This is a genomic window from Micrococcus lylae, from assembly GCF_900163825.1.
Lineage (GTDB): Bacteria > Actinomycetota > Actinomycetes > Actinomycetales > Micrococcaceae > Micrococcus > Micrococcus lylae.
In genome coordinates, this window is record NZ_FUKP01000049.1 from 39,157 (window position 1) to 53,595 (window position 14,439).

11 protein-coding genes are annotated in these 14,439 nt (G+C 74.1%); 6 read left to right on the forward strand and 5 right to left on the reverse strand.

Annotated features, from left to right (window positions below):
• Positions 1-128: 128 nt before the first annotated feature.
• The 4 genes from FM125_RS07260 to FM125_RS07275 are packed head-to-tail and all read left to right on the forward strand — an operon-like array spanning position 129 to position 4,944.
• The gene (locus FM125_RS07260) at positions 129-2,072 is read left to right on the forward strand and encodes a hypothetical protein (RefSeq protein ID WP_143745279.1); all 1,944 of its coding nucleotides are present in this window, start codon (positions 129-131) and stop codon (positions 2,070-2,072) included.
• A gap of 49 nt (positions 2,073-2,121) precedes the next feature.
• Complete coding sequence (locus FM125_RS11995) at positions 2,122-2,790, forward strand: hypothetical protein (protein WP_087134139.1); 669 nt, start codon at positions 2,122-2,124, stop codon at positions 2,788-2,790.
• Entirely contained in the window at positions 2,723-4,249 is a 1,527-nt protein-coding gene (locus FM125_RS07270; RefSeq protein WP_245829882.1) for a sensor histidine kinase, read from the forward strand. The genes FM125_RS11995 and FM125_RS07270 overlap by 68 nt, the downstream gene beginning before the upstream one ends.
• On the forward strand, positions 4,246-4,944 hold the full coding sequence (locus FM125_RS07275) for a response regulator transcription factor (RefSeq protein WP_067191743.1): 699 nt from the start codon (positions 4,246-4,248) through the stop codon (positions 4,942-4,944). Before FM125_RS07270 ends, FM125_RS07275 begins: the two co-directional genes overlap by 4 nt.
• A 116-nt stretch (positions 4,945-5,060) precedes the next feature.
• On the opposite strand, the gene FM125_RS07280 is transcribed toward FM125_RS07275, so the two are convergent.
• Complete coding sequence (locus FM125_RS07280; protein WP_087134141.1) at positions 5,061-6,080, reverse strand: hypothetical protein; 1,020 nt, start codon at positions 6,078-6,080, stop codon at positions 5,061-5,063.
• A 91-nt stretch (positions 6,081-6,171) separates the two neighbouring features.
• Positions 6,172-6,810 (reverse strand): GNAT family N-acetyltransferase, encoded by a 639-nt coding sequence (locus tag FM125_RS07285; RefSeq protein ID WP_070637615.1) that lies wholly within the window; start codon positions 6,808-6,810, stop codon positions 6,172-6,174.
• A 31-nt stretch (positions 6,811-6,841) separates the two neighbouring features.
• On the opposite strand from FM125_RS07285, the gene FM125_RS07290 reads away from it, so the two are divergent.
• A complete protein-coding gene (locus tag FM125_RS07290) occupies positions 6,842-7,519 on the forward strand; it encodes a 5-formyltetrahydrofolate cyclo-ligase (RefSeq protein WP_070637613.1) in 678 nt (225 codons plus the stop codon).
• 70 nt (positions 7,520-7,589) lie between these two features.
• Positions 7,590-7,880, forward strand: coding sequence for an FmdB family zinc ribbon protein (locus tag FM125_RS07295; RefSeq protein ID WP_087134143.1), 291 nt, complete (start codon positions 7,590-7,592; stop codon positions 7,878-7,880).
• Between the two features lie 454 nt (positions 7,881-8,334).
• Here the strand turns inward: FM125_RS07295 and FM125_RS07305 are convergent, their stop codons facing one another.
• The 3 genes from FM125_RS07305 to FM125_RS07315 all read right to left on the reverse strand — a co-directional run.
• Positions 8,335-12,099: a hypothetical protein gene (locus FM125_RS07305; protein ID WP_087134144.1), complete on the reverse strand. Its 3,765-nt coding sequence runs from the start codon at positions 12,097-12,099 to the stop codon at positions 8,335-8,337.
• Between the two features lie 146 nt (positions 12,100-12,245).
• Entirely contained in the window at positions 12,246-13,865 is a 1,620-nt protein-coding gene (guaA, locus tag FM125_RS07310) for a glutamine-hydrolyzing GMP synthase (protein WP_067191939.1), read from the reverse strand.
• Positions 13,866-13,985: 120 nt separating this feature from the next.
• Positions 13,986-14,439: DUF3817 domain-containing protein (locus FM125_RS07315; RefSeq protein ID WP_087134145.1), on the reverse strand; the 454-nt coding region annotated here is incomplete at its 5' end.

A 14,439-nucleotide genomic window follows, 5' to 3' on the forward strand; every position in this document is an offset into this window, starting at 1 on the left:
CGGGCGCACCCGGTGGCCGTGGCGGCGGCCTGCGCACCGCGCCCCGCAGCGGACGCGGGCCCTGGGATACTGGTCGGACCCGGCGGCAGCCGCCGCCCCGCCTCGTCCGGATGGAAAGGAGTGTCCCCGTGCACCACCACGACGACGGCCCCGCACCCGGGTCCGACGACCTCACCTCGGACGCGGCCTCCCCCGCGGCCGAGGCCGCCGCGGCCTCCGAGGTGCCAGCCGCCGGCCGGAACGAGCTGCGGCTCGTCGGTGCGCTGAAGACGGCGCGCTCGGCACGGCTGCCGGACCCGGACCGCGCGGAAGACGCCCTGGGCTGGCTGGATGTGGCCGTGGAGGCCGCCCTCGGCGACGACGGCGCCCGCGCCGCCGCCGCAGCGCGCGCCGGCCTCGATGCCCCGGGCAGCGATGCACCGGACTGCGCGCTGGCCCTGTGGCGCGCCGCCGCTGTGGCCGCGGACATCACGCAGGACGCGGACGAGCTCTCCACGGCGCTCGAGGCCCGCTCCGCGCTGCTGCGCCGGCTCGGCCGCCCCGTGCAGGCCCGGGTGGAGCTGCAGCTCGGCGCCGCCCTGCTGCACGAGCCGGATTCCTTCGAGGCGACGGTGCTCGCCGGCGTGGTGGAGGACGAGCGTGCCCGCCTCCGCGGTGCCGGGGCCACCGCCGACACGGTGCTCCCCGAGGCCCTCACGGCCCTGGCCGTGGCACGCACCCAGGACGGCGACCACGCCGGCGCCCTGCAGCTCGTGGACGAGGCCATCGCTCACATGCGCCGCATCAAGGTGGCCGGCGACGTGCTGCCCTGGGGCTCGCTGGCCTCCGCCCAGCTGCTGCGCGGCCGCCTCTGCCTCTGGACCTCGGACCCGGACGGGGCACAGGACGCCGCCTGCGATGTGCTGGCCCGCCCCTGCGGCCGTGCTGTGCGGGCCTCCGCGCTGCTGGTCCGGGCCCTGGCCTGCCATGCCCTGCAGAGACTGGACGATGCCGCGGACTGGGGCATCGCGGCCCTGGAGCTGATGCAGCGGGCCGGACTGCGCCGCGGCGCCGCCTCCGCGGCGGCCCTGGTGGCCCGGGCGCTGGGGGCCTCCGCCGCCCCGAGCCGCGCGGCGCTGCTGGCGTGGGAGATCGCCGCGGTGAACGCCGAGCGCGCCGAGTCCCCCGACGCCGCGACGCTGACCTACTGGTGGGGCCACCAGCTGATCATGCACGGCCGCGCCGAGGAGGCCGTGGACGTGCTGGACCCCGTGGTCCGCCGGGCCCGGACCACCGGAACGGCGGCGGACGAGGCGCGCGCCCTCGTGGACCTCGGCCACGCCCACCATGAGCTGGACCGCACCGACTCCGCCCTCGAGGCCTGGGGGCGCGCCGCCGACCTGTTCGAGGACTGCGGCCGCGCCGACGACGCCGCCCGCACCCTGCTCGCCGCCGGCGCCCTGCTCAACCGCCAGGACGAGGCGCAGCGGCCCCGAGCACAGGCCCTGTTCGAGCGCGCCGTGCAGCTGGCCCGGCAAGTCCGGGAGGAGGACCCCACGGTCCTGCCGATCGCCCTGCACTCGCTGGGCTACGTCACCTGCGAGCTCGGAGACCCCTCCGGCCTGACGATGCTGGACGAGGCCCTCGCCCTGGTCCGCGAATCGGCCGCCCGCTGGCAGGAGGCCGACTACCTGGACACCCGTGCCCGCTCTCTCTGGGCCCTGCGCCGCGGCGACGAGGCCGTCTCCACCGCCCTGCAGGCCGCCGACCTGTTCGTGGACGCCGACGACCCCGGCGGAGCACGGCAGGCGGAGCTGTTCGCCGCCTTCGTGGCCGCCGAGGACGGTGCCCCGGACACCGGCGTCACCCTGTTCTCCCTGCTGGCCGACGACGCCCAGGCCCCGCACCTGGTGCGCCTGGCCGCCCTGACCGGCCTCGAGCAGTGCCACGTGCGGCTCGGGGACGAGACCTCGGCCGCCCGCGTCCACGCGCGGCTGCTTCAGCTGCAGCAGGAGGCGGACGCCCCGGCCGGGCACCGGGCTGCCGGGAACCGGGCCGCCGGGAACCGGGCGGCGGAGGACGACGTCCCCTGACGATGTGGCCTCTCATCATGGCCTCATCCCGGCCCCGGAGCATGGAGCCATGTTCACGAAGAGAGCCATCGGCGTCGGGCTGGCCGTGCTCATCGCCCTGATCGCTGTCGCCGCCGCCGTCGCCATCGCGATGCCGTCCCTGCGTCCGTCGGAGACGGACCTGGGCCCTCAGATCCACCTCGGCACGCCGGGCCAGGACGCCTCGCACGCCCCGTCCGAGCGCGGGCGCGACGGCGACGACGATGCCCCGTCGGCAGCCGACGCCTCCCGATCGGCCGCCGTCGCCTCCTTCGCCGAGGAGGAGTCGCAGCGTGCCACCGCCTCGGCAACGTCCCGGGCCTCTGCCTCGTCCGAGGCATCGGCCTCCGGCTCGGGCGCCTCCTCGTCGGCCGCGCCCACACTGGCCGCCTCGGCGACCGCGCCCACGTCGGCCGCCTCTGCGAAGACCTCGTCCGTGCCAGGCCAGGAGTGGGCCTCCGCCTCGGCGCCGGCCCCGAGCCCGAAGCCGGTCACACCGCCGGCCCCGAGACCGGAGCCGGCCACGCCTTCGGCACCTTCTCCCACCTTCTCCCGCGTTCCGGCTGCTCCGCCGACCGTCCTCGACGACGATGATGACGACGACGAAGACGACGAGGACGACGAATGGGAAGATGACGACGACGAAGACGACGATGACGACGACGAGGACGACGATGACGACGACTGGGACGACGACTGACCGGTCGCCCCGCCGCCACTGGTGGTCCGGCGCGCCCGTCCGCGTCCGCCTGACCGTCCTGTTCGTCCTTATGACGATCGCGGCGCTCATCCTCTCCGGCGTCACGGCCTACCTGCTGCAGCGGGCCTCGGTGCACGAGCGCATCGAGAACGCCCTGGGCCGCACGGTCACGGAGCTGAACCTGCTGTCCCAGAACGGCGTCGTCCCGGACACCGGCAAGCCGATCTCCTCGGCGTCCGAGCTCATCGAGGTCGCCATGGTCCGCACCCTCCCCGTCCGCAACGAGGGCCTGCTCGGCCTGGAGAACGGCCGGGCCACCCTCGGCGCCGCGGACGCGGTCAAGCTGCGTCTCGAGGACGACCCCGAGCTCGTCGCCTGGGCCCTGGAGCGCGAGGACTCGGACGTCGTGCGCATCTCCACACTGACCACCCGTCAGACCACCTACCGGGCCGCCGTCGTCCCGGTGGGCGGCACCGCCGCCGAGGACCGCGGTGCACTGCTGGTGGCCTTCGACGTGGAGGCCGAGATCGACGAACTGCAGGAGACGTACTCCGGCTATGCGCTGGCCGCCCTGCTGTCCACCCTGGTGGTCGTCCTGCTGGCCTGGATCCTCCTGCGCCGGGTCTTCACCCCCCTGGACCAGCTCAGCGCCACGGTCCGCACGATCACCGAGCGCGACCTCTCCCGCCGTGTGCCGGTGACCGGACACGACGACGTCGCCAAGCTCAGCACGGGCTTCAACGAGATGCTGGAGCGACTCGAGGCGGCGTTCTCCTCGCAGCGCCAGCTCCTGGACGACGTGGGCCACGAGCTGCGCACCCCCATCACCATCGTGCAGGGCAACCTCGAGGTGATGGACCCCGAGGACTCCGAGGACGTCCGCGAGTCCATGGACATCTCCCTGGACGAGCTGCAGCGCATGCGCCGGCTCGTCGACGACCTGGTCCTGCTGGCCAAGACCGCACGCCCGGACTTCGTGGCCCCCGAGGCCGTGGACGTGGCCGCCCTGACCTCCGCCGTGCTGGAGAAGGCCGCGCAGCTGGGCGAGCGGGAGTGGCTCCTCGAGTCGGCTGCCGAGACCACCGCGATGCTGGACGTGCAGCGCATCACCCAGGCGTGGCTCCAGCTCGCCTCCAACGCCGTCCGCTACTCGGAGGACGGGACCCGCGTGCAGCTCGGCACCGCCGTCGCCGGGGACACCCTGCGTCTGTGGGTCCGTGACCAGGGCATCGGCGTGGCGCAGGAGGACCGTGAGCGCATCTTCGAGCGCTTCGGACGCGGCGCCAGCACCCGGCAGGAGGGCTCCGGCCTGGGCCTGACCATCGTCTCCGCGATCGCCGCCGCGCACGGCGGTCACGTGAGCCTCGAGTCCGTGGAGGGCACCGGATCGGTGTTCACCATGGAGATCCCCCTGCGCACTCCACCGAAGGACCGAGCCCCGGAGGCACCGACACCATGACGCCGATCCTGCTCATCGAAGACGAGGAGCGCATCGCCCGCTTCGTCACCAAGGGCCTGAAGGCGGAGGGCTTCTCCGTCACCGTCGCGGACACCGGTCAGGAGGGGCTCGGGCTCGCCCTGACGGGCTCGTTCGATCTCATCATCCTCGACCTGGGGCTGCCGGACATCGACGGCTTCGACGTCCTGCGCCGGCTGCGGGTGCATGACGAGGACGTCCCCGTGATCATCCTGACCGCCCGTTCCTCCGCCCAGGACACGGTCTCCGGACTCACCGGCGGCGCAGACGACTACATGCCGAAGCCCTTCCGCTTCGCCGAGCTGGTCGCCCGTGTCCGGCTGCGTCTGCGCGGCACCGGCGGCGGTGCCCCGGCGGCACCGGAGGACCCGGTCCTGCGCCACGCCGACCTCGAGCTCGACCCGGTGGCCCACGACGTGCGCATCGGCGGCAGGAGCGTGGACCTGTCCGCCCGCGAGTTCGCCCTGGCGGAGGAGTTCCTGCGCCATCCGGGCCAGGCCCTCAGCCGCGAGCAGCTGCTGGACAGCGTCTGGGGCTACGACTTCGACCCGGGCTCCAACGTGGTGGACGTGTACGTGCGCTACCTGCGCGGCAAGATCGGCGCCGACCGCATCGTCACCGTCCGCGGCGTCGGTTATCGCCTCGCCCATGAGGACGACTACCCGCCGGCCTCCTGACGGACAGGGCCCGGGCACAGACGCGGAACGGCCCGCTTCCTCGGCGATGAGGAGGCGGGCCGTTCTGCGTCAGGTGCGGTGACGGGTGCCGGAGGCCGTGAGCGGCCTGCGGACGATCAGGAGGCGCGGCGGCGGGCCAGCACCGAGTCGAGGTCGAGCGCCGGGGTGGCCTGGTCCCGCAGGCGACGACGCTGCAGCTCGGAGACGCCGTCGGCCAGGCGCACGTCGCCGGAGGGCACCTTCTCGGCGGTCTCGATGCGAGCAGGGGCGGAGCGCTGCATCTCCGGAGCGTCGAGGTAGGTCGGGCGGGGCACGGTCGGCAGCACCACGGTGCGGGGCTTCTGTGCTTCCTCCACCCGGACCGGCAGCGCCTGCTCCGCGGCCGAGGCCTCGGTCTGTGCCGCCTGCGCGGCGGCAGGACGGACGTCCACGGACGGGGCGGCCTTCTCCGCCGGCGCCGCAGCGACCGGGGCGGCGGTCTCGGTCCTCTCCACCGCCGGCTCGGCGGTGCGGGCGGCGGACCGGGCGACGTGCACGCCGCGGGCGATGTGGGCCGGCGCCCGGTGGGCCTCGGCCTCGGCCCGGGCCGCGCGGGCGGCACGACGGGCCTTCCGCTCACGGACGGCCAGGACGCGCAGGGTGGCGACCGCGGCAAGGGCTCCGAGCAGGGACCATCCCGCGACGGTCACGGTCTCCGCGCCGAAGGCGGCGGCGACACCGGTCACGAGGAAGGTCACGGCCAGCGCGACCGCGGCCAGGAACAGGGCCGTGCGGCCCCAGCGCACACGGAAGCCGCCGGCCGGAGCGGCGCGGCGGGTGGCGAAGGAGGGGCGGCGGACGGCGGGAAGGCGGAAGGTGCGGCGCTTGGGCGCCGGCGCGGACGCGCTGGTCATGGGTGTCCCCTCCTGAGGCGAGGTCGTCGAAGCGGAGTCTACGGCCGCGTCAGCGGCAGGGGAAGCAGCGGCCTCGGCGGCGTGTGCCTCACGGGCGTCGGCGCGTCTGCGCTCGGCCGTGACCACATTCCATCCGAGCCAGAGGGTGAGGGCGAGGATCACCAGCGACGCGCTGACGCGCAGGTCGGAGAACACGCCGAGGACGGCGTTGAGCTCCGCCGCAAGGGTGTTGATCTCATCCATGCCTCCAGCGTAGCGGCTGGAATCACACGGTTGTCATTCACCGCGGCGTGTCGTCTCGAACACACCGGCAGTCGCCGGATTCAGGCCGCGGTCAGCCCCCGGCGGGTCCTCTCCGGCGGCTCTCCAGCCACCCCGCGAGCACCCCGTCCGGGACCTCTTCGACGGTGAGTGCGTAGCTGATGTGGTCGCACCACCGGCCCGCCACGTGCAGGTAGCGCTCACGCAGCCCCTCCCGACGGAAGCCGAGCTTCTCCGGCACGCGCAGGCTGCGGGCGTTCTCCGGGCGGACGTTGATCTCCACCCGGTGTAGGCCGAGCCCGTGGAAGGCCCAGTCCGTCACCATGGCCACGGCGGTGGGAGTCAGCCCGCGGCCGGCCTGGCGGCGGTCGATCCAGTAGCCGACCGCACCGGAGCGCACCGAACCGCCCTGGATGCCTCCGAGGCTGATCAGCCCCACCAGGCGGTCCCGGCCCGGAGCGTCCTCGTCCAGGGCCATCGCCCAGGTGTAGGACAGCCCCTGCCGCGCCGAGCGGCGGTACCACCGCACCATCTGCGCGAAGGTCGTCGGACCGCTCCCCGGCTCCGGGCTGGTGGCGTCCCAGGGGGTCAGCCACTCCGCGTTGGCACAGCGCTGCTCCTCCCAGTCCCGCCGGTCGCCGCGCACCAGGGGGCGCACGGTCAGGGTGTCGTGCCGCAGCACGGCGGGCCAGGGGTCGGTCAGCCAGGACATGCCCCCGATCCTAGGCGGCACAATGAGGGACATGGACACCCCTGAGACCTGCGCCGAGGCCAAGGCGCGGCTGCGCACTCAGGTGCGCAGCCGTCGTCGGGAACGGGACGACGCCGAGCGCGCCCGACTGTCCGAGGCGGCGGTGGGACACCTGTGGTCCTGGCTCGGCCCGCGGATCGCCGAGCGTGCCGCGGCCGGCGCGGACACCACGGTCGCGACCGTCCTGCCGATGCCCACGGAGCCGGACACCGCGTCCCTGCGCACCCGCCTCCACGCCGCCGACGCCCGGGTCCTCGTCCCCGTCACGGCCGAGGGGAGGCGGATGGACTGGACGGTGTGGACACCCGGCGTGGCCACAGCCCGGTCCGCCCACGCCCCGGTGGAGGAGCCGGTCGGCGAGCGCCTGCCGACGTCGGCGTTGCACACGGCCGCCGCGCTGATCATGCCCGGTCTCGCGGTGGACTCGGCGGGCATGCGGCTGGGCCAGGGCGGCGGCTACTACGACCGTGCCCTCGCCGCGCTGCCGGACCGGCTGCCCCGGGTCGCGCTCCTGTTCCCGGACGAGGTGCTGCCGGCCGGTCAGGTGCCGGCCGAGGCGACGGACCGGCCCGTGCACGGCGTCGCCACCGCGGACGGGCTCGTGTGGTTCGGCCCGCCTTTCGCCGACGCGGACCCCACCGGCGCAGGCCGTGCCGGGCAGCGGGACTAGGATTCTGCATCGAGCCGGGCCCGCACGGGCGCGACCGGCACCGACGCACCGCTCCCCCACGGAGGAACCCATGCCCACCTATGCCTACCGCTGCAAGGACTGCGACCACGCCTTCGACATCGTCCAGTCCTTCACCGACGACTCCCTCACCGAGTGCCCCGAATGCGGCGGCACGCTGCGCAAGCAGTTCGGCTCCGTGGGTGTGACGTTCAAGGGCGGCGGGTTCTACCGGACCGACTCGCGGAGCTCGGGCGGGTCCTCCTCCTCGGAGTCCTCGCGCTCGGGCGCGGGTTCGGGATCGGGTTCAGGCTCGAGCTCCTCGTCCTCGGCCTCGTCGTCGGCCTCGTCGTCGTCGGGCTGAGCCGAGGCATCCGGAAGCCCTCGTTCCGATCTAGAGCATGCCTCTCATGCTCCGGATCGGAACGAGGGCTTCGTCGTCGGGTGCCGACGCCCGGTCCGGCGCCCCGTTCAGCCCCAGCGGTGCCCCGTTCAGCCCCAGCGTCGCCCCGTTCAGCCCCAGTGGGGCGGGCGCTGGTCGAGGATCCACCGTCCGCGCGCATCGGTCGCGGCAGGCCTGCCCGCCCCCGGGACGACGGCGTCGCTCGGCTCCGCGTTGAGCCCCACGATGCGCGGCTCGGCACCGTCCGCTCCCGCCGGTCCTGTGCCGGGCACCGAGGCGCGGCGCGGGCCACGGCGACGGCGAGGCTCGGCCGGCTGCGTCGCCGCAGGCCAGCGGTCCGCACCGGTCATCGCACTGTCCCTCTCAGCGCCGACCGACCCCGACCGCTCCGGCCCCTCCGGCGCCGGGTCCCCGCTCACTGCTGTGCGTCCCCGTCCTCACCGGTCCAGCCCAGGTGCGCGGCGTCGGCGTCCACGCCGAGACGGTCGGCATAGCGGTCCGCCAGCGCCTCCGGGTCAGCGAACACGTCGATGGTCCACTGGGTGACCGGGTCCCAGCCACGGGCCTCGAGGGCCTCCGGCAGCAGGCGGGACCGCTCGCGCACGGTCAGCGCCGTGTAGGTGTCCGCGCCGTCCGAGGCAAGTGCCAGCGGCGCGGACTCGCCCTGCGGGTCCCACACGGCCATGTCCATGACGGACCCGAACAGCGGCCACACCTTCGCCCCGTGCTCGCCGAGGCGGCGGATGAGGTCCTGGTTGAGCGGGTTCGGCACGCCGGCGCCCGGTGCCTGCTGCTCGTCGCCGAAGTAGGCCTGGAGGATCCGGTAGAAGTCCAGGGCGCCGCCGGAGAGGCGGTCCTCCTCGAGGTCCTCGGCGCGCAGGGCGGAGACCAGGTGCATGCGCTCCCGGGCGCGGGTGAAGGCGAGGGCCACCATACGGGCGCCGTCCGGGTCGGAGAAGGCGCCGAAGTGGTGGACCACGCGGCCGTGCGGGGTGCGGCCGTAGCCGTGGGAGAACACGACCTCGTCGCGGACGATGCCTGCGGCGCGCACGACCGGGGCGATCACGAACGGCTCGCGGGCGTCGTCGTCTCCGCGGCCGCGGGACAGGAAGTCCAGGGCCCACTGGTTCTTCGCGGCGGTGGCGCGCACCGCGGCGGCGACCTTCCGGGCGTGCTGCTCGGAGACCGTGATGACGGCCAGGGACTTCTCCGGGCGGGTGCGGATGTGCTCGAAGACCAGCTCGACCGTGCGGGTCACGTCCGCGACGGTGGACACGACGGCGTCGCCGCCGGTCAGCGGGATGCCGGTGCCGTCCTCGAGGTAGTGGGCCACCACGGGGCGGTCGCGGCCGGTGAGCTCGCCGGCGTGCGGGACGGCGTCCAGGGCGCCCTCATAGTCCGCGGCGGACAGGATGCGCACGAGAGTGCGCTCGAGGCCGCGGTGCATGGTGCGCAGCGGCACGCTCGGCAGGACCTGTTCGAGAGCGCTGTGCGCGGAGGTGAGCGGACGCAGCGGGCCGGCGGTGGCCGTGGGGTCCACGGAGACCTGGAACGGCTGCGGGCGGCCGAGCACCGGGTCTCCGAAGGCGATGACCTGCTTCGCACGGGTCAGGGCGCCCATGGCGGAGGCCAGCGAGGTCGACGCGGACTCGAGCAGGATCACCGCGTCAGCCTCCCACTCGTCGCCGAACTCCGTGAGGGCCATCGGCGAGGTGGTGACCACCGGCACCAGCGGCTGAAGCAGCTCGGGGGCGAGGGTGGTCAGTCCGGAGACGGTGACGCTGCCCTGCTTGAGCATGGTGCGCAGCACGGAGGCGTCGGCGCGGTAGCGGCCGAGGGCCTCCTTCCACTGCGTGCCGAGGTGGTGGCGCAGGCGTGCGGCGCCGGAGTCCAGGTGGGCCCGGTCCAGCTCGCGGTAACGGCGCTCGACGCCGGTGAGGGCCGGGCCGTCCATCATGGCCAGGAAGTCGTCGCCGGAGATCATCGCCTCGAGGGCGGACTGCCACCAGGCGAGCTCGAGCTCGCTGGTGAGGCCGGCGGTCGGCACCTCGCGACGGTGCAGGTCCTGGAGCAGCTCGTCCAGGCCGTGGTCCCGGAGCTGGTCCAGCACGAGGGTGCGCTCCGGCAGGGAGGCGAGGGTGTCGCGGTCTGCGACGAGGCCGTCCACCAGCGCGGCGAGCTCGTCCACGTCCCGGTCCACGAGCTGCACGTCCTCGGTCTGCTCGGCGGCGAGGACCTCCTGCAGGCGGTCGAGACGGTCCACGACGTCCGCGACGGCGTCCAGGGCGCGGTCGGTGATGCCCGGAGCGGTGGGGGTGGACGGACCTCCGGCGAAGCGGGTCCAGACGGCCTGCTGCTCCTCGACCTGGACGAGGGCGGCGTGCAGGTCCTCCGGGTGGACGCCCGGACGCACGACGTCCTTGGCGGCGCGGCGCAGGCGGGCGCGGGTCACCGAGGACATCTCCACCATGTGGCCGCGGCGCCACGAGCTCGAGGCGGTGGCGGCCACCATGGCGGGCACATCCTGCGCGTAGACCTCCGGGGTGAAGGTCTGCAGGGACCGGCGGACGGCGTGGTAGAGCTCGACCTGCTCGGCCCAGCCGGCCACGGTGTCCGCCGGGCGCAGGCCGGCCTCGCCGGCGGCGGACTCGACGGCGCGGCGGGCGATCGCCAGGCGCGCGGCCAACTCCTCCGCCAGCTCGGTGGCCGCCTCGGTCTCCTGGACGTTGCGCACGCGCGCACCGAACCAGCGGGACTGCGTGGAGGCGGCGGAGAACGCGCCGAGCTCGCCGGCGCGGACCAGCTGTTCGGCCACGGCCTGGCGGTTCACGGTGGAGTCCAGCACGGAGCGGTTCAGGCGCACCGTGGTGGACGGGGAGGTCGGCAGGGAGGTCAGCGCGGCGAGGGCCTGCATGGCCTGGTACGGCGAGCAGCCCCACCGCGGACGCACGTGGTGCAGCGAGGAGACGTGCTCGGACAGGCGCGCATGGTGCGCGGCGAGCTCCTGCTGGAGCGGGCCGGTCTCCGGGTCCGGCGCCCGCTCGGCACGCAGCACGGCCTGGACGAGCTGCCGACGCAGCGGCTCGGCCTCCGGGTGGGCCGGCACGTCCAGCACGATGTCCCGCAGTCCCACGGAGTCCAGGCGGTCCTGGAAGTCCTCGAGGGCCGCGGAGCGCTCGGCCACCACGAGCACGCGCTTGCCGTCCCACGCCAGCTGGGCGGCCAGGTTCGCGGCGGTCTGGGTCTGGCCGGTGCCGGGGGCGGCCTGGACGAGGAACGACTCCCCTGCGAGCGCATGGTCCAGCACACGCTGCTGGGACGGGTCCGCGTCCAGCACGTGGCGCTCGTCCGCGGCCCGGCGCTGGGCCACCGGGAGCAGGCCGGTGTCCTCGAGGCTCCGGCGGCGCGGGACCATGCCGGTGTCGGCGTCGTACAGGGCCTGCACCACGGGGCGGTGCTCCAGGGACTCGGGCACACGGGCCGTGTCCCCCAGGTCCGCGAACGTGGAGATGAGCAGGCGGTGCTCGACCTCGAAGTCGGTGAGGTGGCCGGCCTTCTCCTGCAGCAGGTGCAGCGCCGGGGCCGGCTCGAGGCGTGCCATGGCGTAGGCGGCGTGCCGGAACTGCTCCGGGTCCAGCTCGATGCCGTGGTGACGGCGCAGATTGCGCACGAGCGCCGGGTTGAGCTCGGCGTGCTCGATGATCTGCACCTCCATCTCGTCCCGGCCACGGGCACCACGGCGCATGGCGGTGGCCACGCGGGCGAGCAGCACGGGGGCGGAGCGTCGCTCCCGGCGACCGTCCTCCACCGCGGTCCAGGACGCGACGCCCACGGCGAGGGCGCCGACGTCGATGCCGCGCTCCTCGGACAGCTCCCGGACCTTGGCGCGCAGGGCCAGGGAGACGCTGCGGGCCTGCTCGCGCTCCTCCTCGGACCGCAGCAGCGTGGACAGGCGGGTGCGGCGGCCGAGCATCAGCTGGGACAGGCCGGAGCTGTTGCCCTGCGTGACGTCGATGCTGTTCTGCGCCGACGGGGCGAACCGCAGCATCGTGTCGTTCTCGGCCCCGGAGCCCAGCGAGGAGACCCAGGTGGCCGGGTCCGGGCGCTGCTCGTCGCCCGCGGTCTCGCCGGAGGCGGCGGCGCGGGCCCGGTTCAGGCGCGGGAACTGGTGCTCGGTCACGGTCGGTGCGGTCCTTCCTGGTCCACGCGGGGACGGTGCGCGGGATGCGAGGTCGTCGGGCGGTGTCGGACGGGGCGGGAACGGCGGTGCGACCGCCGCGGGCAAGGACCCTCTGGGCCCGAGTCCACGGCGGTCGCCCCGGCCGCTCACTCCCACTCGATGGTGCCCGGCGGCTTGCTGGTGATGTCGAGGACCACGCGGTTGACCCCGTCGACCTCGTTGGTGATGCGGTTGGAGATCCGGGCGAGCACGTCCTCGGGGATGCGCGCCCAGTCCGCGGTCATGGCGTCCTCGGAGGTGACCGGGCGCAGCACGATCGGGTGGCCGTAGGTGCGGCCGTCGCCCTGGACGCCCACGGACCGGACGTCCGCCAGGAGCACCACCGGGCACTGCCAGATGTGACGGTCCAGGCCGGCGGCGGTCATCTCGGCGCGCACGATCGCATCGGCGGCGCGCAGCAGGTCCAGGCGCTCGGCGGTGACCTCGCCGATGATGCGGATGCCCAGGCCCGGGCCCGGGAACGGCTGGCGCCAGACGATCTCGTCCGGCAGGCCCAGCTCGGAGCCGACGGCACGGACCTCGTCCTTGAACAGGGCGCGCAGCGGTTCGCAGAGCTCGAACTCGATGTCATCCGGCAGGCCGCCCACGTTGTGGTGCGACTTGATGTTCGCCGTGCCGTCGCCGCCGCCGGACTCGACGACGTCCGGGTACAGGGTGCCCTGCACCAGGAACTTCACGTCCGGGGCGTGCGGGTCGTCCGCGGACTCCCGGACGATGTCCGCCTGGGCCTTCTCGAAGGTGCGGATGAACCGCTCGCCGATGATCTTGCGCTTCTGCTCGGGATCCGTGACGCCGGCGAGGGCGCTCAGGAAGTCCTCGCGGGCGTCGACCATGATCAGGCGGGCGCCGCCGGTGGACTCGCCGAAGGCCTTCTCGATCTGTGCGGACTCGTCCTGTCGCATGAGGCCGTGGTCCACGTAGACACAGGTCAGGCGGTCGCCGATGGCGCGCTGCACCAGGGCGGCGGCCACGGCGGAGTCCACGCCGCCGGAGAGGGCGCAGATCGCGCGGGCGTCGCCGATCTGCTCCTGGATCAGGGCGACCTGCTCGTCGATCACGTTCGTGGCGGTCCAGTCCGAGCCCAGGCCGGCGCCCTCGTGCAGGAAGCGGGAGATGACCTCCTGGCCGCGCGAGGAGTGGCCGACCTCCGGGTGCCACTGCACGCCGAAGATGCGGCGCTCGCGGTCCTCGAACGCCGCGACCGGCGCACCGGAGGTGGTGGCGGTGACGGCGAAGCCCTCCGGGGCCGCGGTGACGGCGTCGCCGTGGGACATCCAGACCACCTGGTCGTCGTCCTGGCCGGCGAAGAGCACGGAGTCGGACTCCACGGTCTCCAGGCGCGTCGAGCCGTACTCGCGGGTGCCGGTCTTCGCCACGGTGCCGCCCAGCGCATGCGCGATGGACTGGAAGCCGTAGCAGAGGCCGAGCACGGGCACGCCGGCCTCCAGCAGCGCCGGATCGAGCTGGGGGGCGCCCTCCTCGTAGACCGAGGACGGGCCGCCCGAGAGCACCAGAGCCGCAGGCTTGCGGGCCAGGATCTGCTCGGCGGGGGTCGAGGCCGGGACGACCTCGGAGTAGACGTTGGCCTCGCGTACGCGGCGGGCGATCAGCTGTGCGTACTGTGCGCCGAAGTCCAGCACCAGGACGGTCGGCATCACCTCGGCCAGCTCGGTGGCGTTCTCCTCAAGGGGTGCGTTCTCAGTCACCCGTCCAGGATAGTCGAGCCACCGGAGGCGGGGGGACGACGACGGCCGCGCGCCCGGCTCTGGTGAGCCGACGCCGTCGTGGGCAAGTCTCGGGAGCCCCGCCGGGGCGCCGGGGGCGGGTCAGTAGCGGAGGGCGGCGTCCGGGAAGCGGTGCAGCTCGGCCTCGACGTCCCGGTCGATCTTCTTCTCCACGATGAAGGACAGGAACGGGACCACGCCGCCGCCGGCCATGAGGAACAGCCGCAGCGGGTTCCAGCGCATGAAGTTCCACACGCGGAAGCCGGCGAACAGGTAGACCACGTACATCCAGCCGTGGGCGATCAGGATGGCGCTGGAGAGGTTCACTCCCCCGGTGACCGAGTCCTCCGGGTGGAAGCCGACGGTGTTCTCCACGCCGTCCGCGGTGACCCCGCCGGCGAAGATCTCGTTGCCGAAGCCGTACTTCGCGATCATCTCCGCCACGAGCAGCAGCAGCATGACGCCGGTGATCCACGCACAGACCTTGTAGAAGGTCTTGGCCCCACGGATCTGCTGGCGGGTGCCGGCGAAGCGGCGGCGCGTCTGGGGGCGGGCG